This is a genomic window from Thermomonospora curvata DSM 43183, assembly GCF_000024385.1.
GTDB lineage: Bacteria > Actinomycetota > Actinomycetes > Streptosporangiales > Streptosporangiaceae > Thermomonospora > Thermomonospora curvata.
The window spans coordinates 3,796,014-3,815,860 of sequence record NC_013510.1 but is presented as its reverse complement, the minus strand read 5'-3'; the positions used below and the strand labels follow the sequence as shown (position 1 = coordinate 3,815,860).

The 19,847-nt window shown below is 71.6% G+C and carries 11 protein-coding genes and 1 pseudogene; 5 read left to right on the top strand and 7 right to left on the bottom strand.

Translation table 11 applies throughout. The features are described 5' to 3' along the window. Positions 1–24: 24 nt before the first annotated feature. Positions 25–4,672: pseudogene (locus TCUR_RS16250) on the bottom strand (ATP-dependent helicase). Positions 4,673–4,735: 63 nt separating this feature from the next. Here TCUR_RS16250 and TCUR_RS16245 point away from each other — a divergent pair. Then, positions 4,736–4,930, top strand: coding sequence for a DUF3046 domain-containing protein (locus tag TCUR_RS16245; protein WP_012853620.1), 195 nt, complete (start codon positions 4,736–4,738; stop codon positions 4,928–4,930). A gap of 149 nt (positions 4,931–5,079) precedes the next feature. Here TCUR_RS16245 and TCUR_RS16240 read toward each other — a convergent pair whose 3' ends face one another. After that, complete coding sequence (locus tag TCUR_RS16240; protein ID WP_012853619.1) at positions 5,080–5,937, bottom strand: ATP-grasp domain-containing protein; 858 nt, start codon at positions 5,935–5,937, stop codon at positions 5,080–5,082. Positions 5,938–6,183: 246 nt separating this feature from the next. On the opposite strand from TCUR_RS16240, the gene recA reads away from it, so the two are divergent. The 3 genes from recA (at position 6,184) to rny (ending at position 12,219) form a co-directional block, all read left to right on the top strand. Beyond that, the gene (gene recA, locus TCUR_RS16235) at positions 6,184–8,373 is read left to right on the top strand and encodes an intein-containing recombinase RecA (protein ID WP_012853617.1); all 2,190 of its coding nucleotides are present in this window, start codon (positions 6,184–6,186) and stop codon (positions 8,371–8,373) included. A 1,054-nt stretch (positions 8,374–9,427) separates the two neighbouring features. Beyond that, positions 9,428–9,919 carry a regulatory protein RecX gene (locus TCUR_RS28050; RefSeq protein ID WP_012853615.1) on the top strand — a complete coding sequence of 164 codons (492 nt, stop codon included), beginning with the start codon at positions 9,428–9,430 and terminating at the stop codon, positions 9,917–9,919. A gap of 728 nt (positions 9,920–10,647) precedes the next feature. Then, positions 10,648–12,219, top strand: a complete 1,572-nt coding sequence (gene rny / locus TCUR_RS16225; protein ID WP_012853614.1) for a ribonuclease Y — start codon at positions 10,648–10,650, stop codon at positions 12,217–12,219. A gap of 133 nt (positions 12,220–12,352) precedes the next feature. Here the strand turns inward: rny and TCUR_RS16220 are convergent, their stop codons facing one another. From TCUR_RS16220 to TCUR_RS16200, 5 genes are all read right to left on the bottom strand, one after another. Beyond that, positions 12,353–14,359: a S9 family peptidase gene (locus TCUR_RS16220; protein ID WP_012853613.1), complete on the bottom strand. Its 2,007-nt coding sequence runs from the start codon at positions 14,357–14,359 to the stop codon at positions 12,353–12,355. Between the two features lie 171 nt (positions 14,360–14,530). Next, complete coding sequence (locus TCUR_RS16215) at positions 14,531–15,562, bottom strand: amino acid ABC transporter permease (protein ID WP_012853612.1); 1,032 nt, start codon at positions 15,560–15,562, stop codon at positions 14,531–14,533. After that, positions 15,559–16,245, bottom strand: a complete 687-nt coding sequence (locus TCUR_RS16210) for an amino acid ABC transporter permease (protein WP_012853611.1) — start codon at positions 16,243–16,245, stop codon at positions 15,559–15,561. Before TCUR_RS16210 ends, TCUR_RS16215 begins: the two co-directional genes overlap by 4 nt. Before the next feature lie 101 nt (positions 16,246–16,346). After that, a complete protein-coding gene (locus tag TCUR_RS16205; RefSeq protein WP_012853610.1) occupies positions 16,347–17,219 on the bottom strand; it encodes a glutamate ABC transporter substrate-binding protein in 873 nt (290 codons plus the stop codon). A gap of 64 nt (positions 17,220–17,283) precedes the next feature. Continuing rightward, positions 17,284–18,126, bottom strand: coding sequence for an amino acid ABC transporter ATP-binding protein (locus TCUR_RS16200; protein ID WP_012853609.1), 843 nt, complete (start codon positions 18,124–18,126; stop codon positions 17,284–17,286). A 217-nt stretch (positions 18,127–18,343) separates the two neighbouring features. Here TCUR_RS16200 and miaB point away from each other — a divergent pair, with 217 nt between their 5' ends. Then, on the top strand, positions 18,344–19,837 hold the full coding sequence (miaB, locus tag TCUR_RS16195) for a tRNA (N6-isopentenyl adenosine(37)-C2)-methylthiotransferase MiaB (protein ID WP_012853608.1): 1,494 nt from the start codon (positions 18,344–18,346) through the stop codon (positions 19,835–19,837). Positions 19,838–19,847 lie beyond the last annotated feature (10 nt).

The window sequence follows — 19,847 nt, the reverse complement described above, 5'->3', positions numbered from 1 at the left end:
CCCATGGCCCGCAGGCCCGGGCTTTCAGGCGCGCAGACGCAGCCCACGCGGCGTGGGATGGAAACCCGCCTCCTCCAACGCCTCACCCAGCGGGGAGGAACCGATGCGCTCGCCGTCGGCGCGTTCGACCGTGAGCCTGCCCAGCGCCCCCTCCCGGACGGCCGAGGCCAAGGCCTGCACCGCCGGCCGCAGCACCTGCGGCTCCTCGGTCCACGACAACAGCGTGCGCCCGCCCCGCTCCACATACAGCGCCGGCTCCCCGTCGACCAGGACGACCAAAGCCCCCGCCTTGCGCCCCGGCTTGTGCCCGGCGACGCTCTGCCCCTCCCGTTCGGGCCAGGGCAGGGCGGCCCCGTACGGGTTGGCCGGATCGGCGGCGGCCAGCACCAGGGCCTGCGGCCGGTCGGCCTCCCGCGCACCGGAGGGGCGCGCCGCCCCGTCACCCCACTCCTCACCGGAGGGCGAACCGGCGGGAGAAAACGGCTCGCGCAGGGCGCGCAGGCGATCCACCGCGCCGGGAAGGGCGAACTGGGCGGCGCCCAGGCCCTCCACGAAATAGCCGCGGCGGCAGTGACCGGCCTCCTCCAGCGCGCGCAAGACCGGGTAGACGGCCGCGAACCCGCCCCCGGCGCGCTCGGCGGCCACCGCCCCCCGGATCACCACGCCGTGTCGCTCCAGCAGCACCTCGGCCAGCGCGTGCGCCCGGCGCGTGCGGTCCTTCTCCCGCTCCGGCAGCGGCCACCAGCGCCCGGCCACGGTCGGCGGGCCGCTGCGCGACGGCAGCACCGGCCGGCCCCGCCGCGACCTCCTGGGACGATGCGCGGGACGCCCCGAACCCAGCACTGCCCGTAGCGGCGCCAGCGTGTCATTGGTCACCAGCCCCGCCCACACCAGATCCCACACCGCCCCGGCCAGCTCCGCATCGCCGGCCTGGACCCCGGCGGCGTTCACCCGGTCCGACAGCATGCGGAAGAACAGCGCACCCCCGCCCGCCAGCGCCTCCAGCGCCGCCCGGTGCAGCGGCGTCATCGTGATCTCGGCGGGCTCCGGCAGCAGCAGCGGCGCGGTGTCGGCCAGATACAGCGCCACCCACCCGTCGCCGCCCGGCAACGCCCCCTGCCCGGCCCACACCACCTCACCGGAGGAGGTCAGCTCATCCAGCAGCGCCGGCGAATACCCCGGCACCCGCGCCGGCAGCACCAGCGTCTCCAGCGCCGAGGCCGGCACCGCCGCCCCCTGCAGCTGCTCGATCGCCTGCACCAGCGCGTCCATGCCGGACAACCGGCCGCCGATGCCGTGCCAGGCGGGCAGGAAACGCCCCAGCGCCCGCGGCGGCACCGGCTCCACCTCCGCCCGCAGCCGCGCCAGGCAACGGCGGCGCAGCATCCGCAGCACGCCCGTCTCGCACCACTCGCCCCCGGCCGGTCCCCGCACCGTCTCCACTGGCAGGAACTCGCCCTCGACGACCCGCCCGGCCGCGCCCAGCCGCCGCAGCGCCTCCAGCACCACCGCCGGGCCCAACCCGAACCGCGCCGCCACGTCCCCGACCCGGAACGGGCCGTGGGTGCGGGCGTGCCGCCACACCAGATCACCCAGCGGGTCGTCGGCCACTTCCAGGAACGCCTCGGGCACCCCCACAGGCGGCGGCACCCCCAGCGCATCGCGCAGCCGCCCGGCGTCCTCCACCGCGGCCCACTGCTCGGCCCCGGCGATCCGCACCCGGATGACCCGCCGCTGCCCCTCCAGCTCCGCCAGCCACCGCCCGGCCACCGCCCGCGCCCGCGGCGAGGAGGCCGCGCCGCCCGGGTGCTCCCCGGCATCCCCCGGCACGGCGATACGGGCCGCCACCTCCTCCACCGACAGCGGCCCCAAAGCCCGCAGCAGATCCGCCACTCCCTCGGCGTCCCCGGCGCGGCGGTCGGCGGTCAGACGCTGCAACTGCCGCTCGGTCTCGGCGACGACCTGCGGATCCAGCAGCTCCCGCAGGTCGGCCTGCCCCAGCAGCTCGGCCAGCAGCGCCGAATCCAGCGCCAAGGCCTGCGCCCGGCGCTCGGCCAGCGGCGCGTCCCCCTCGTACATGAACGCGCCCACGTAGTGGAACAACAGCGACTTGGCGAACGGGGACGGCGCGGGCGTCTCCACCTCCACCACGCGCACCTCACGCCCGGCCAGCTCCCGCATCAGCCGCACCAGCTCCGGGACGTCGAACACGTCCTGCAGGCACTCCCGCATCGTCTCCAAGACGATCGGGAACGACGGGTACCTGCCGGCCACCGACAGCAGCTGCGCCGCCCGCTGCCGCTGCTGCCAAAGCGGCGTCCGCCGATCGGGGCGGCGGCGCGGCAACAGCAGCGAACGCGCCGCGCACTCGCGGAACCGGGAGGCGAACAGCGCCGAACCCCCCAGCTCGGCGACGACGATCGACTCGATGTCCTCCGGATCGAACACCACCAGATCCGACCCGGGCGGCTCATCGGCGTCGGGGATGCGCACCACGATGCCGTCGTCGGCGTGCAACGCCTGCGCGTCCACCCCGTACCGCTCCCGCAGCCGCGCCGCGATCGCCAGCGCCCACGGCGCATGCACCCGCGCACCCAGCGGCGAGTGCACCACCAGCCGCCAATCGCCCAGCTCGTCCCGGAACCGCTCGACCACCACCGTCCGGTCATCGGGCACATGACCGGTGGCCTCCCGCTGCTCGGCCAGGTAATCCACCAGATTCCCGGCCGCCCGCTCATCCAGCCCCGCCGCCCGGACCCGGGCGAGGGCCCGCTCCCGCGGCAGGCGTGACAGTTCCCGGGCGAATGCCCCCACCGCCCGCCCCAGCTCGGCCGGGCGCCCCAGATCATCGCCGTGCCAGAACGGCAGCTTGCCCGGCTGCCCCGGAGCCGGGGACACCAGCACCCGGTCGGGGGTGATGTCCTCGATCCGCCACGAGCTGGCCCCCAGCACGAACACATCGCCGACCCGCGACTCGTACACCATCTCCTCGTCCAGCTCGCCCACCCGGGACGCCCTGCCGCCACCGGCCAGGAAAACCCCGAACAGGCCCCGGTCGGGGATGGTGCCGCCGCTGGTCACCGCCAGCCGCTGCGCCCCGGGACGGCCGCGTAGCCGCCCCGTCACCCGGTCCCACACCAGCCGCGGGCGCAGCTCGCCGAACTCCTCGCTCGGATACCGGCCCGCCAGCATGTCCAGCGTCGCCTCCAGCGCCGAGCGCGGCAGCGCGGCGAACGGGGCGGCCCGGCGGATCACCGCCTCCAGCTCCTCCACCGTCCACTCGTCCATCGCCACCATCGCCACGACCTGCTGGGCCAGCACATCCAGCGGGTTGCGGGGATAGCGCAGCGCCTCGATCTCCCCGGCGGCCATGCGCTCGGCCACCACCGCCGTCTGCAGCAGCTCACCGCGGTACTTGGGAAAGAACACCCCCCGGGAGACCGCCCCGACCCGATGCCCGGCCCGGCCCACCCGCTGCAGGCCACCGGCCACCGACGGCGGCGCACCCACCTGGACGACCAGATCCACCGCCCCCATGTCGATGCCCAGCTCAAGGCTGGACGTGGCCACCACCGCCGGCAGCCGCCCCTCCTTGAGGGCCTCCTCGATACCGGCCCGCTCCTGCTTGGACACCGACCCGTGATGGGCACGCGCCACCTCCGGCGGCGCGCCCTTGACGGCACCGGCCTGCGCCATCACCTCCGCCGGCACCGCACCGTCCGGCAACGCCCCGCCGCGACGCTCGAAGGCCAGCTCGTTCAGCCGGCCGCACAATCGCTCGGCCTGCCGCCGCGAATTGGCGAACACGATCGTGGAGCGGTGCGCCTCCACCAAATCCAGCACCCGCTCCTCCACATGCGGCCACACCGACCTGCGCGATGCCTCCCCGGCAAGCGCCTGCGGGTCGCTCTCCCGCACCGGGCCCGGCTCGTCCATGTCCTCCACCGGGACGACGACCCGCAAATCCAGCCGCGGGCCGTCCCCAGCGGCCTGCACCGCCCGGACCGGCCGCGATCCCCCCCAGCAAGGCCGCGACTTCCTCCACCGGGCGCACCGTCGCCGACAGCCCGATGCGCTGCGCCGGCCGCTCCAGCAGCACATCCAGCCGTTCCAGCGACAGCGCCAGATGAGCGCCGCGCTTGGTGCCCGCCACCGCGTGCACCTCGTCCACGATCACCGTCTCCACCCCGCGCAGCGTCTCCCGCGCCTGCGAGGTGAGCAGCAGGAACAGCGACTCGGGCGTGGTGATCAAAATGTCCGGCGGCCGGGCGGCCAGCCGGCGGCGCTCATCGGCCGGCGTGTCCCCCGACCGCACCCCCACCCGCACTTGCGGCACCGGCAGCCCCAGCCGCCGCGCCGCCTGCCCGATCCCGCTGAGCGGCGCCCGCAGGTTCCGCTCCACGTCCACCGCCAGCGCCTTGAGCGGCGAAACGTACAGCACCCGGCAGCGCCGCTCCCGCTCGGCCACCGGCCCGGACGTCGCCAGCCGGTCCAGCGACCACAAGAACGCCGCCAGCGTCTTGCCCGACCCCGTGGGCGCCACCACCAGCGTGTGCTCACCGGCCGCGATCGACTCCCACGCCCCCGCCTGCGCCGGCGTGGGCCCGGCGAACGCCCCCGAGAACCAGGCCCGCGTCGCCGGGGAGAACCGCCTGAGCACGTCTTCGCCCATGCCCCCCATCCTGCCCCGCCCCTCGGACAGAACCAGGGCGCCGCCGGCGGTAACGTGGCCGCCGTGCGGCTCTCAGAGTTCTGGGACAGGATGAACCGGCAGTTCGGCGAGACCTACGCGGCGAGCGTGGCCAAGGACTACGTCATCGCCGAACTCGGCGGACGCACCATCGAACAGGCCCTGGCCGACGGCGAATCCGCCAAACGGGTCTGGGAGGCGGTCTGCGCGACCTTCGACGTCCCCCCGCACCTGCACTGAACCTTTTGCACCACGCCGTCTCCGCAGGCCGGGACGGGGCATCGCGGTCTGGGACGCTGCCGTGACCCGCAACGCCGCGGCGGCGGAGACCATCGGGGCTCCCTTCTCCGGCGCCTTGGGGTGCGCGCTGAAAGAGGTTCACCGAACCTTCAGTCCGGGACGGGCAGATGGGCGTACAGGTCCATCGGATCCACCGACACCGGCAGCTCGCTGACCTGGCCGTCGCCGACCTCCACCACCCGCCACTGCCCGTCCGCCCGGAGCGCCATGTCGGTGGTGATGAACCGGCATCCCAAAGCCCGCACCGCCGCCGCCACCAGATCCAGCTCCGGTTCCGGGCACGAATCCGGCTCATCCGGGTGCGGGCCGATCAGCACCGGCTCCCCGTCCACCCACCACACCCGGGCCTCGCCGGTCTCATAGGACTCGAACTCGCGCACCACCAGGCCCCCGGACAGGAACTCGTCCTGCAGGGCCACCATCTTCTCCACCACGCCGCGCAGCTGCGCCACGTTCTTGACGTCCGGCACATAGCAGGCCTCCGCCCACTCGTGCTTGCGCGACTTCACATAGTCCTTGATCACCCCGGGCCCCGCGGGCAGCGGACGCACCAGCTCCGCCAGATCGTCGGGGACGGTCCGCGGCGGCAACGGACACCACACGCTCTGCGGGGTCAGGCCCGCGAAAGTGTCGTGCCAGCCGGGCAGCTCGTGCGCCCGGCGGTAGTCGTCCGGGCGGATCATCAGCGGGGTGCCGCGCTCCTTGAGCGCCTCGGCCAGCGCCTCATACTCCTCACCGGTCAGCATCCACCCGCGATACCAGGCCGGACCCAGCCGCACCGGCACCCGCCGCACCGCGGCCGCCGCATCGCCCCGCCGCAGCACGTCGTGATCGATCAAGGCCACGTTGCCGTAGTGGTCCCGCACCGCGGCGGCCTCGCGCGCAAAGTGCGGGTCCACGCGCCGGGGGTTGAGTGGATCGGCGCAGAAGACGACGGTCAGCGTCATGGTGACCCCCTCCGACCGGGCCAGAGTACGCACACCGTCCCGCCCGGCGCACGGAGATTGCGCGGCGGACCGGCGAGGCGCCCCATGATCGAACGAATGTTCGGTAAGGTGGGGGCGTACACGACGTTCGTCCACAGCCGCGGCACCGGCTCGAAAACTGTCGGCCCGCCGCCGTAACGTCGCCTCCGACCGCAAGCGAAGTCTCCAGGGCCGGCCGAACGGCCTCGGACCAGACAGGGACATCTCATGGCAGCAAACGACCGCGACAAGGCTCTTGAGGCCGCGCTCGCCCAGATCGAGCGGCAGTTCGGCAAGGGTTCGGTGATGCGGCTCGGCGACGAGGCCCGCGCACCCGTGGAGGTGATCCCCACCGGATCCATCTCCCTGGACATCGCCCTCGGCATCGGCGGCCTGCCGCGCGGCCGGATCATCGAGATCTACGGCCCCGAAGGCAGCGGCAAGACCTCCATCGCCCTGCACGCCATCGCCAACGTGCAAAAGAACGGCGGCATCGCCGCCTTCATCGACGCCGAACACGCCCTCGACCCCGAGTACGCCGCCAAGCTCGGCGTCGACACCGACGCCCTGCTGGTCTCCCAGCCCGACACCGGCGAGCAGGCCCTCGAGATCGCCGACATGCTGGTGCGCTCGGGCGCCATCGACATCATCGTCGTCGACTCCGTGGCCGCCCTGGTCCCCCGCGCCGAGATCGAAGGCGAGATGGGCGACAGCCACGTCGGCCTCCAGGCCCGCCTGATGTCCCAGGCCCTGCGCAAGATGACCGGCGCCATCAGCCAGGCCAAGACCACCGCCATCTTCATCAACCAGCTCCGCGAAAAGATCGGAGTCATGTTCGGGTGCATGTCCTATGGCACCCGGGTCACCCTCGCCGACGGGACGCAGGAGAAGATCGGCAAGATCGTCGACCAGAAGATGGACGTGGAGGTCCTCTCCTACGACCCGCAGCTCGACAAGATCGTCCCCAAGCGCGTCGTGAACTGGTTCGACAACGGAAACGCCGAGCGTTTCCTGCAGTTCACCGTCGCCAAGTCCGGGGGTAACGGCAGGGCGCAGTTCGCCGCGACGGAGAACCACCTGGTGCGCACCCCGGGCGGTTACCGCGAGGCCGGGGAACTGATCGCCGGCGACCGGGTCATGGTCATGGAGACCCACCGGCTCAGTGATCAGCAGTGGCAGGTCGTCCTCGGCTCGGTGATGGGCGATGGGAGCCTGTCGCCCAACCGCCGGGGACGCACCGGGGTGCGGTTCCGGATGGGCCACGGCGCCGGGCAGGCCGCCTACCTCGACTGGAAGGTCTCCCTGCTCGGCAACATCCCCTGCACACGCAGCGTCAACGCCAAGGGCGCGGTGTTCGCCGACTTCACGCCGTTGCCCGAACTCGACGAATTGCGCAGGGTGGTCTATTTCGGGGACGGGAAGAAGCACCTGACCTGGGACTACCTCAAGGCGCTCACACCGCTCGCCCTGGCGATCTGGTACATGGACGACGGTCATCTCGCCGTGCCCTCCAAGGAGCTTCAGGACAGGACGGCGGGCGGCTCCGGGCGTGTCGAGATCTGCGTGGAGGCGTTCAGCCCGGGTTCCCGCGAGCGCCTGGTCGAATATCTGCGGGACACCCACGGCCTGGACGTCAGGCTCATCGAGCGGGGAGCCCGCAAGGCCGGCGTGCTTCAGTTCACCACGGCCGCCTCCGCGAAGTTCCAGGAACTCATCGCCCCCTATGTCCACGAGTCGATGGACTACAAGTTGCTGCCGCGGCTGCGGGGGCGCTGCACCGTTGAGCCGCAGTTCGTCGATCCCGAACCGCGCTTGGTCCCGGCGCAGATCCTCGACGTCCGCGTCAAGCCGAAGACCCGGTCCATGAGGCGGTTCGACATCGAGGTCGAAGGGGCGCACAACTACTTCGTCGACGGGGTCATGGTCCACAACAGCCCCGAGACCACCACCGGTGGGCGGGCGCTGAAGTTCTATGCCTCGGTGCGGCTGGACGTGCGGCGGATCGAGACGCTCAAGGACGGGACCGAGCCGGTGGGGAACCGGGTGCGGGTCAAGGTGGTCAAGAACAAGGTGTCCCCGCCGTTCAAGGTGGCCGACTTCGACCTGCTGTACGGGCAGGGCATCAGCCGGGAGGGCGGCCTGATCGACCTGGGGGTCGAGCACGGGATCGTGCGCAAGGCCGGGGCCTGGTACACCTACGAGGGCGACCAGCTCGGGCAGGGCAAGGAGAACGCCCGGAACTTCCTGCGCAGCAACCCCGACATCGCCGACGAGATCGAAAAGAAGATCAAGGAGAAGCTGGGGATCGGCCCGCGGCTGGACGCCCAGGCCGAGCAGGCGGCGCCCGCCGCGGCCTCGGACGCTCCCGCCGCGGCGACCCGGAAGACGGGCAGGGCCGCCAAGGCCGGTGATTCTTGACGGGGAATCCCCGATATGGGGTGACTGCTGACCATGGGTGCGCAATGATCTCCTCTGTGGGGCGGCGGCGCCATAGACCGTCCCGGCCCGCCGGCCGGCGGTCCTTCCCCGATGGCGCCGCCGCTCACAGGTCTTCGTCATGACGAGCCGCCATCCTTTCCTTCGCCCCGACGCCGTTCCGCACAGCTGGGACGTTCCGCCGGACGTTCCCGAAGAGGACGGCGGCAGCGGCCCCGGCGCCTCTTCGGCGGACGGGGCGCCGAAGACCGGGAGAGAACGGCGCGGCCACGATGCAAGGGCGCCTGAGAGGCGGGGAACGCCCTCGTGGACGGTCCCACCCGCCGACGGCGAGGGAACACCACCGGTGCCCGGGGCCGCGGGTGAGCCGTCGACGGTTCCGGAAGAAGACGGCCGCGCCAGCCCGCCTCCTGTGCGCGCTTCCCGGGTGTTCGGGGAGTCGGTGCCGCACAGTTGGGATGTCGCATCGGACGATCCACCGGTCGCCGTAGATGAGGACAGCGGTGATCTTTCCGGTGCGCTGCCTCCTGCGGGTGCTCCCGAGGCGCTGTGGGGGATTCCTCATGGCCGAGACGGCGCCTCGGACGATCCGCCGGTCGTGACCGGTGGGGATGGCGGTGATCTTTCCGGTGCGCCGTCTCCTGCGGGCGCTCCCGAGGCGCTGCGGGGGATTCCTCATGGCTGGGATGTCGCGTCGGATGATTCCGGGCGAGAGGGCAGAGGCCGTTCCGGGGCTTCCTCGGTGGGTGAGCCTTCGGTGTCCGGAAGAAGGCGGCGCGGGCGTGGTGTCGGAGCGTCCGCGAAGCGAAAGGCGTCTTCGGGGGAGGCGCCGGCCGCTGCCGACCCATCGGGAGGTTCCGGGAAGAGGTCGGAGGGCTCAGAGGGAGGGCTTGGAGGTCGTTCCGAGGAGTCTGCGGCGGGTGGTCCGCCGGCGCCTGGAGGGAGAAGGCGTCGTCGTGGTGCGCGGGCGTCGTCTGTCGCCGGTGGGGCGGCGACGGACGGGGCCCCGGAGCGGGCTTCCGCGGGGGCCGAGGCGGTGGCCCGTGAGATCTGCCTGCGGTTGCTGAGCGCGGCGCCGCGCACCCGGGCCCAGCTCGCCGATGCGTTGCGGCGCAAGGGCGTGCCGGAGGATGCGGCCGAGCGGGTGCTGGGGCGTTTGACCGAGGTGGGGCTGATCGATGACGCGGCGTTCGCCCGTGCCTGGGTGCAGTCCCGGCACCTCGGACGGGGGCTGGCCCGGCGGGCGCTGGCCAGTGAACTGCGGCGGCGCGGGGTGGCCGATGAGACGGTCAACGAGGCGGTGGAGATCCTGGAGCCCCAGCAGGAGGAGCGCACCGCCCGGGAGCTGGTCGCACGCAGGTTGCCGGCGACGCGGGGCCTGGACCCGGCCAAGCGCATGCGCCGGCTGGTCGGGATGCTGGCCCGCAAGGGGTATTCGCCGGGGCTGGCCTACCGGGTCGTCCGGGAGGCGCTGGAAGAGGAGGGCGCCGATCTGGAGGCGGTCGAGCCGCCGGATCTGCAGGAGTGAGTCCCGCGTTACCGGCGGCCGTTAGGAGCGGGTCGTCGGCCCGGCGGATGGGCCGGTCCTGCGCAAGGGGGTCCCGCTTCGAGCGCCGGGTGTTGTGGGGGGCGGCCCTTGGACGCCGATAGAGAGGCGCCTGGCCCGGCGGTGTTCGGGTGACCGGTCGGTGCGGTGAGGATCGGTGTGGTCACCGAGTGGTGTGAAGGCGGCCGTTGTGGGATGGAATTGGGGCCGGGGCACAAGGGCATGGCCGACACGCCGGGAGAAGGCGGGTTGACCGGGTGTTTTGACCGGCAAATCCGGCGTGCGGAGCCACCGGCGGGCCGCTGATCTCGGGATTTGCGGGTGGAGGTGTGGTAAGCAACTCCTCACGGCAACGTACGGTTAGTCCGGAATGCCCTGGGTTTGCTTGCTCATTACTTGTTGGCCGCTTACCGTTACGGCAGTGAGGAGTTACTCCGCGCACTGCGGATTGCCATACGACCCAGCACGTTCGAGCATCTGAGAGGTGTCGAGGAGCACACAGCGGACCTGGGGTTTGGGGACGGGCCATGGGCTCGGCTGCAAGGCCTGGGGACGGTCCGTGTTCGGCGCTTGACGCGTGGGCGTCCGGTGTTCCGCCGGCGCGGGTAGGTCCTCGCACGCAGGTTCTCCGCCGCCTGGCGGAGCCCGCGCCGACAAGAGGAGCCGGCCCGGGGGGAGACCCCCGGTATCCCCGATGAAGGGTCTGCGCCATGGTGAGCGTCCTGCTGGGTACCGCGCTGCTGGTGACCCTGGGCGTTCTGATACTGGTGCTGCGTCGTCAGGGCGTGCCGCCGTGGCAGCTCCAGGAGCGGCTGAGCGCGGTGCGCCAGGAGGCCGAGGAGATCAGGGCCCGGGCACAGGCCGATGCGCAGGAGATCGTGCGCAAGGCCGAGGAGCAGGCGAAGAAGTCGGCCGAGGCGGCGCGGGCGGAGCTGGAGAGCGAGGCCCGTTCGCTCAAGGAGGACCTGCGCAGCCTGCGGGAGGACCTGGAGCGCCGGGAGAGCCGGCTGGCCGAGCGGGAGCAGCGGCTGGACGCCGAGGTGCGGCGGCTGGAGGAGCACGGGCGGCGCCTGGCGGAGACCAGGCGGGAACTGGAGGCCCGCAAGGCCGAGCTGGACCGGCTGGATGAGGATCGGCGCCGGGTGCTGGAGCAGGCCGCCGGGCTCACCGCCGAGCAGGCCAAAAATGAGCTGATCGCCTCGATCGAGAACCAGGCCAAGCGGGAGGCCGCCCTGATCACCCGGGAGATCGAGAGCGCCGCCCGGGCCGAGGGGGAGAAACGTGCCCGCAAGATCGTGACGTTGGCGATCCAGCGGGTGGCCAGCGAGCAGACCGCCGAGTCGGTGGTGTCGGTGCTGCACCTGCCCAGCGAGGAGATGAAGGGCCGGATCATCGGCCGGGAGGGCCGCAACATCCGGGCCTTTGAGACCACCACCGGGGTGAATCTGATCATCGACGACACCCCTGAGGCGGTGCTGCTGAGCTGCTTCGACCCGGTGCGGCGCGAGGTGGCGCGGCTGACGCTGGAGAAGCTGGTGCAGGACGGCCGGATCCACCCGCAGCGGATCGAGGAGGTCTACGAGCGCAGCAAGGCCGATGTGGAGCGGCTGTGCGTGCGGGCCGGGGAGGACGCCCTGCTGGAGCTGGGCATCACCGACATGCACCCGGAGCTGATCGCCCTGCTCGGCCAGTTGCGCTACCGCACCTCCTATGGCCAGAACGTGCTGGGGCACCTGGTGGAGTCGGCGCACATCGCCGGGATCATGGCCGCGGAGCTGCGGCTGCCGGTGGAGCTGGTCAAGCGCTGCACGCTGCTGCACGACATCGGCAAGGCGCTCACCCACGAGGTGGAGGGCAGCCATGCGCTGATCGGCGCGGAGATCGCCCGCCGGTACGGCGAGCACGAGGACGTGGTGCACGCCATCGAGGCCCACCACAACGAGGTGGAGGTCCGCACCGTGGAGGCGGTGCTGACCCAGGCCGCCGACGCCATCAGCGGCAGCCGTCCCGGGGCCCGCCGCGAGTCGCTGGAGGCCTACGTCAAGCGGCTGGAGCGGCTGGAGCAGATCGCCCGGGAAAAGCACGAGGGCGTGGAGAAGGTCTACGCCATGCAGGCCGGCCGGGAGATCCGCGTCATGGTCAAGCCGGAGGCCGTGGACGACATCCAGGCCCAGGTGATCGCCCGCGACATCGCCAAGCAGGTCGAGGACGAGCTGACCTATCCGGGGCAGATCCGGGTCACCGTGATCCGCGAGTCCCGCGCCACCGAGTTCGCCCGCTGACCCTCCGGCGTGCCGCGCCCGCGAGGGCCGTACGGGGTCGTCGCGGACGGCGGCGTGCCCGGGGCTGCGCGGCGGGCGCGCGTCCCCGGGCCGTGCGTTGGGGGCTTTCGCGGTCACGGCCGGAAGGGGCGGTTCAGCGGGCGGACGGGGACGGCTGCGGGGCGGCGGGGGCGGGCGGGGTTCCCACCGACAGTTTCAGCGGGCGGACCCCGACCGGCTCGAAACCCAGGGTCTGCCCGTAGAAGGCCAGCTCCGCCTCCAGGCAGGTGATCATGGTGTCGGCCCGGCGGAAGCCGTGGGCCTCGCCGGGGAAGGCCAGGTAGGCGTAGGGGATGCCGTTGTCGGCCAGGGCGGCGGCGAAGCGCTCCGATTGGGCGGGCGGCACGATGGGGTCGTCGGCGCCCTGCAGCAGCAGCACCGGGCAGGCGGTGCGGCCGGCGCGGTTCAGCGGGGAGCGCTCGGCGTAGGCGCGTTCGAACCCCGGCAGCGGGCCGATCAGCCCGAACAGGTAGGTGGACTCGAAGTCGTGCGTCTCGGCCGCCAGGGTCTGCAGGTCGCTGATGCCGGCGTACGAGACGGCGGCCCGGAACAGGTCGGTTTGGGTGATAGCGGCCAGCGCGGTCCAGCCGCCGGCGCCGTCGCCGCGGACGGCCAGCCGGCGCGGGTCGGCGAGGCCCTGCTCGACCAGCGCCCGGGCGGCGGCGATGACGTCTTCGACGTCCACCACGCCCCACTGGCGGCGCAGCCGTTCCCGGTAGGCGCGGCCGTGGCCGCAGGAGCCGCCGTAGTCGACGTCGATGACGCCGATGCCGCGGCTGGTGAAGTAGGCCCGTTCCAGGTCGAGGGTGCTGGAGGCGCGGGAGGTGGGGCCGCCGTGCACGAACACCACATAGGGGGGCAGCTCCCCGTCTGGGGCTTGGGCCTGCGGGTTGGCGGGCGGGTGGATGAGGGCGTGCACGGGGCGCCCGAACGGGCCTTCCAGTTTTCCGGCGCGGGGCCGGGGCAGGAGGGCGGCGTCGGGCGGGTGCGTCAGCTCGTGGCGCAGCGCCTCGCAGCGGCCGGTGGCGGCGTCCACCCGGACGACGGTGCCGGGCCGGGTGGGGGAGCCCGCGATGCCCACGATGGTGGTGCCGTCGGCCGACAGGGCGGGCCGCCAGTCGGTGTAGGGCAGGTCCAGGTCGGTCAGTTCCAGGGTTTCCGGGTCGTAGACGCCCAGCCGCTGGTCGCCTTCGCCGTGCAGCACCGCCAGCCGTCCGTCGGCCAGCATGGCGTACGGCGCACCGCCCAGCCGCCATGGCGGGGCGGCGAATTCCTCCTCGGCCGGGTAGAGCGCCTGCGGCGATTCCCCGTACACCCCGACCTGGTAGATGTTCCACCAGCCGGGCCAGTCGGAGATCACATACAGGGAGCGTTCGCCACACCACAGCGGTGCCAGCGCCGATTCGGTCATCCCGCCTTTGACCGTGCGGGGGGAGGCCGTCCGGCCGTCCTGCAGCGCCGCCACGCGCACTTCGGCGCCGTCCCAGGGCATGCGCGGGTGGTTCCATTGCACCCAGGCCAGGTAACCGCCCTCGGGGGAGGGGGTGGGGAAGGCGTAGAAGTCGGCGCCGCCGACCAGTTCCCGGATGGCTCCGGCGTTCTCGGCCGCCCGGCCGTCCAGCGGGACCGCCACGATGGCCCGCCGCACCCCGCCGGGGGTGTGGCCTTCGCAGACGCACCACACTTCCTTGCCGTCCGGTGACAGGACGAAGTCGGCGTAGCGCAGCCCGCCGGGTTTCGCCGGTTCGGGGGTCAGCGGCCGCGGCCGGTCGCCGGGGGCGAGCAGGTACATGCGCTGGTCGGCGAAGTTGGTGAAGATCAGGGCGTGGCCGCCGGGCGCGGGCACCGGCAGGTAGGAGCGGCCGCCGTATTCGTGGACCCGGGTGCGCGCGTCCCAGGGGGCCGGCAGCAGCTCGGTCATGCGACCGCCGCGATAGTGGACGACCGTGGTGCGCCCGCCCTCCTGGGGGCGGGATTCCTGCCACCACACCTCATCGCCGAGGACGGTGGGGAATCCAAGGTGCAGCCGGCCGCGGGCGACGTCGGCCGCGGAGATGGGAGAGGGCCAGGAGCCGTAGGGGAGGGGAACGCGAGCGGTCATACCCGAATCGTCCCGCAAATGAGGAAGAATTGTGGCTCGACCGGAGAGTTGAGTTCTTAAAGATATGTGACCGCAGAGCTTCCCAGATGAACGTTATGTAACAGCCGTCGAGCGGCTGTTACAGCAGGGGCGTCACCGGAATTTCCGGTGACGCCCCGCAGCGGAGAAGATTCAGTTCACCTCGGCGGCCGTGTCGCTTTGGGCGGCCTCACCCGCCGGCCCGGCGGCGGGGGCCGGGCCGATGCCGGCGGCCGCCGGTGTCCCGGTGCCGGTGCCGAGGGTGGCGGCCGAGGTCTTGCGGCTGCGGCGGCTGCGGGCCTCCAGCCAGGTCGCCAGGTAGCTGAGCGCCATGTTGATCCCGATGTAGATGATCGAGATGACGATCGCGGCCGGGATCAGGTTGTGGTAGTTGGCCGGGACGATCCGGAACCCGGCGCTCAGCAGGTCGGCGAAGGCGATGACGAAGCCGAGCGCGGTGTCCTTGAGCAGCACCACCATCTGGCTGACCACCGCCGGCATCATCGCGGTGATCGCCTGGGGCAGCAGCACCAGCCGCATCACCGCGTTCTTGCGCAGCCCCAGCGCGTAGGCGGCCTCGGACTGGCCGCGCGGCACCGCCAGCACCCCGGCCCGCACCACCTCGGCCAGCACCGACCCGTTGTACATCACCAGGCCGAAGACCAGCGCGGCGAAGGCCGGGACGGTGACGTTGCCGGCGTTGATCTCCACCCCGAAGACGAACAGGACGTTTTGCACCACGATCCGCTGCAGGTTGCCCAGCGGGCTGTCGGCGATGATCGGGCTGATCGCCGGCGGCACGAAGAACGCCAGGAAGATCAGGATCAGCAGCGGGATGGCGCGGAAGAACTCCACCACCGCCCCGGCCGGCCAGCGGATCCACCAGTGGTCCGACAGCCGGGCCAGCCCGAAGACGATCCCGAACGCCAGCGCCAGCACCGAGGCCACCGCGGCCGCGCCCAGGGTGTTGCGCAGCCCGGGCAGGATCAGGTTCGTCCACACCTGGCCTTCGATGAACGGCCGCCACAGCTCGGCGGCGAACTGCCCGCGCTGCTGCAGGCGGGCGTAGACCGCATAGGCGATGCCCAGCAGCACCAGCACCGCCGCGACGGTCAAGACGGCATGGCGCCGGCGGGCCCGCGGACCCGGTGCGTCGAACAGGACGGTCGCCTGCTGCCGGCTCATCGCGCCACCGCCATCCGTTTGGCCAGCCAGCCGAAGAAGAAACCGGTCGGCAAAGTCAAGATCATGTATCCGATCGCGATGCCCACGAAGATCGGGATGGAGGCGCCCAGGTCGTCGAACATGTCCTTCATCACCGCGGCGGCGTCCCGGCCGTAGGCGACCGCGCCCACCACGGTGGTGTTCTTGATCATGGCGATCATCACGCTGCCCAGCGGGGCGATGACCGCCCGGAACGCCTGCGGCAGGATGACCAGGCGCAGCGACTGGGTGAAGGTCAGCCCGATGGACCGGGCGGCCTCGGCCTGCCCGATCGGCACGGTGTTGATGCCCGACCGCAGCGCCTCGCACACGAACGCCGAGGTGTAGATCGACAGCCCCAGCACGCCCCACCAGTAGCGGTTGACGCCCTCTGCGGCCGCCAGCCGCACCTGCAGGGTGTCGTTGACGGCCATGATGCAGATCGCCAGCACCAGCGTCAGCGGCGTGTTGCGCAGCGTGTTCACCACCACGCCGCCGGTGTGCCGCAGCACCGGCACCGGCGAGACCCGCAGCGCGGCCAGGAAGGTGCCGAAGATCAGCGACAGCACGGCCGTCACCACGGCGATGCGGATCGTGGCCCAAAAACCGCCGAGGATCAGATCGAGGTTGTCAAAGACCGGGCCGAAGTCCAGCAGTTGGTCCATGGGGGGATCCACCAGGTCAGGGCCGTGCCGGCGTCCCGGCCGGGACGCCGGCACGGCCTGCGGCGAAGAGGGTCGTGAGTGGGTCGCCGAAGGTCAGCGGGTCACTCGCAGCCCTCGAACTGCGGAACCTCGAAGTTGAGCTTCAGCCCGGTGCCGGAGAAGTGCTTCTCCAGCAGGGTCTTGGCGGTCCCGTCGGCGTACATCTTGGTGATGGCCTTGTTGACGGCCTCGCAGGTCTCGGTGTCGCCCTTCTTGATGCCGACGCCGTACTTCTCGTCGGTGAACGGGTCGTTGATGACCTTGAACTTGCCCTTTTGCTGGCTGGCGAAGCCGGCCAGGATCAGGTCGTCGGTGGTGACCGCGTCCAGCGCGCCGTTGTCCAGCTTGGTGACGCAGTCGGAGTAGCCGGTGGCGTCCACCAGCTCCACGTCCTTGATGTTCAGCTGGCCGTCCGGCGGCGGGTCGGTGATGCGCCGCCAGGAGTTGGACCCGGCCGCCTTGCAGAGCTTCTTGCCCTTCAGGTCGGCGGCCTTCTTGATGTCGTCGTTGTCGGCCCGCACCATCGTGTCCTGGTGGGCCACGTAGTAGGGGCCGGCGAAGGTCACCTTGGGCTTGCGGCCCTCGGTGATGGAGTAGGTGGCCACCACCAGGTCGACCTGGTTGCTGGCCAGGAAGGACTCGCGGTTTTCAGAGCGGGCCTCCTTCCAGGTGATCCCGCTCTCTTCGACCCCGAGCTCCTTGGCGATGTACTTGGCCACATCGACGTCGAAGCCCTCATAGGTGCCGTCGGGCTTTTGCAGGCCCAGGGCCGGCTGGTCGAACTTGATGCCGATGGTGAGCTTGCCGGTCTCTTTGGCCCGCTGGGCGACCGACTTGCTCTCGGCCTCCTGTTTCTCGCTGTCGCTGCCGCAGGCGGTGGCGCTCAGCGCCAGCGCCGCCGCCGCTGCCAAGGCGGCGATCTGACGTACTCGCATGTGCGTTCCTCTGCCTTCCTGCCGGGCTCCTGCCGGGACCGGCGGGTTGGGTGGGCGGTTGTGCTCAGTGCGTGAGGATCTTGGAGAGGAAGTCCCTGGCGCGGTCGGTGCGCGCGTTGGTGAAGAATTCCTCGGGGGTGTTCTCTTCGACGATCTGACCGTCGGCCATGAAGACCACCTTGTCGGCGGCGCGGCGGGCGAACCCCATCTCGTGGGTGACCACGATCATCGTCATGCCCTCGGCGGCCAGCTCGGTCATCACGTCCAGCACCTCGTTGACCATCTCCGGGTCCAGCGCCGAGGTGGGCTCGTCGAACAGCATCACCTTGGGCTTCATGGCCAGGGCCCGGGCGATCGCGGCGCGCTGCTGCTGGCCGCCGGACAGCTGGGCGGGGTACTTGGCGGCCTGGTGGGCGATGCCCACCCGCTCCAGCAGCGCCATGGCCTGCTGCTCGGCCTCGGCCTTGTTCATCTTGCGGACCTTGATCGGTCCCAGCGTCACGTTCTGCAGGATCGTCTTGTGGGCGAACAGGTTGAACGACTGGAACACCATGCCCACGTCGGCGCGCAGCCGGGCCAGCTCCCTGCCCTCTTCCGGCAGCCGCTTGCCGTCGATTTCGATGATGCCGCTGTCGATGGGCTCCAGCCGGTTGATCGAACGGCACAGGGTCGACTTGCCGCCCCCGGACGGTCCGATCACCACCACGACCTCGCCCCGCCGCACCTCCAGGTCGATGTCCCGCAGCACGTGCAGCGCGCCGAAGTACTTGTTGACCTTGCTCAGCCGGACGAGCGGAGGTTCGTCGCCCGCGGGCGCGCCTGGCGCCTCGGCGGCCTGGTGCGCGTTCGCGGGCGGGCCGCCCTCGCTCAGATTCGTCCCGCCGGCCTCGATGCCGCTGTCCGTCATGGGCCCGGACTTTAGGGCATCGATGACGGCGGGTCACTTACCGCGTGGTACCGATCGGATCACAGATTCGTGGACGAGGGCTTGGAAGGTCGTAATTTTGTGGCCGTTTCCGGCCAAACATGAAAGGACTTGCGTCAATGTGGGTACACGGCCGTGCCACCGGGCGCCGTCTGCGCAGCCCGGCCAGGGGTCTGCGGCGCGTACCCTTGTTGACGTCATGAACGCGCCCACCACATCCAGCACGGCACCCCGTACGTACCAGATCCGCACGTACGGCTGTCAGATGAACGTCCACGACTCCGAGCGCCTGGCCGGGCTGCTGGAGGAGGCCGGCTATGTGGCCGCCGGCGAGTCCGAAGAGCCGGACGTCGTGGTGTTCAACACCTGTGCCGTCCGCGAGAACGCCGACAACCGGCTGTATGGCAACCTGGGGCATCTGCGGCCGGTCAAGGACGCCCGCCCCGGCATGCAGATCGCCGTCGGCGGGTGCCTGGCGCAAAAGGACCGCGAGGCCATCGTGCGGCGCGCCCCGTGGGTGGACGTGGTGTTCGGCACCCACAACATCGGCTCGCTGCCGGCGCTGCTGGAACGCGCCCGCATCCAGCGCGAGGCGCAGGTGGAGATCAAAGAGGCGCTGGAGACCTTCCCCTCCACGCTGCCCACCCGCCGCGAATCCCCCTATGCGGCCTGGGTGGCGATCTCGGTGGGCTGCAACAACACCTGCACCTTCTGCATCGTCCCGTCCCTGCGCGGCAGGGAGAAGGACCGCCGCCCCGGGGAGATCCTCGCCGAGATCGAGGCGCTGGTGGCCGAGGGCGTGCTGGAGGTGACGCTGCTGGGGCAGAACGTCAACGCCTACGGCAGCGAGTTCGGCGACCGGCAGGCCTTCGCCAAGCTGCTGCGGGCCTGCGGCCAGATCGAGGGGCTGGAGCGGGTGCGCTTCACCTCCCCGCACCCGCGCGACTTCACCGACGATGTGATCGCGGCGATGGCCGAGACCCCGAACGTGATGCCCTCGCTGCACATGCCGCTGCAGTCCGGCTCGGACCGCATCCTGCGCGCCATGCGCCGCTCCTACCGGCAGGAACGCTTCCTGGGCATCATCGAGCGGGTGCGCGCGGCGATGCCGGAGGCCGCCATCACCACCGACATCATCGTCGGCTTCCCCGGCGAGACCGACGAGGACTTCGAGCAGACCCTGCACGTGGTGCGCCAGGCCCGCTTCGCCGGGGCGTTCACCTTCCAGTACTCCAAGCGCCCGGGCACCCCGGCGGCCGAGATGGACGGCCAGGTGCCCAAGGAGGTCGTGCAGGAACGGTACGAGCGGCTGGTGGCGCTGCAGGAGCAGATCTCCTGGGAGGAGAACAAAAAGCAGCTCGGCCGCACCCTGGAGGTGCTGGTCGCCGAGGGCGAGGGCCGCAAGGACGACGCCACCCGGCGCATGTCGGGCCGCGCCCCCGACAACCGGCTGGTCCACTTCCGTCCCCCAAAGGAGCCGGTGCGTCCCGGCGACATGGTGACCGTCGAGGTCACCTACGCCGCCCCGCACCACCTGGTCGCCGACGGGCCGGTCAAGGCGGTGCGCCGCACCCGCGCCGGGGACGCCTGGCAGGCCCGCCGGGAGCGGCCCCGCGAGAAGGTGTCGCTGGGCATGCCGTCCATCGGCCGCCCGGCGCCCCAGCCGTCGGGCGCCTGTGCGGCGCACTCGTGAAAGCGGGGGG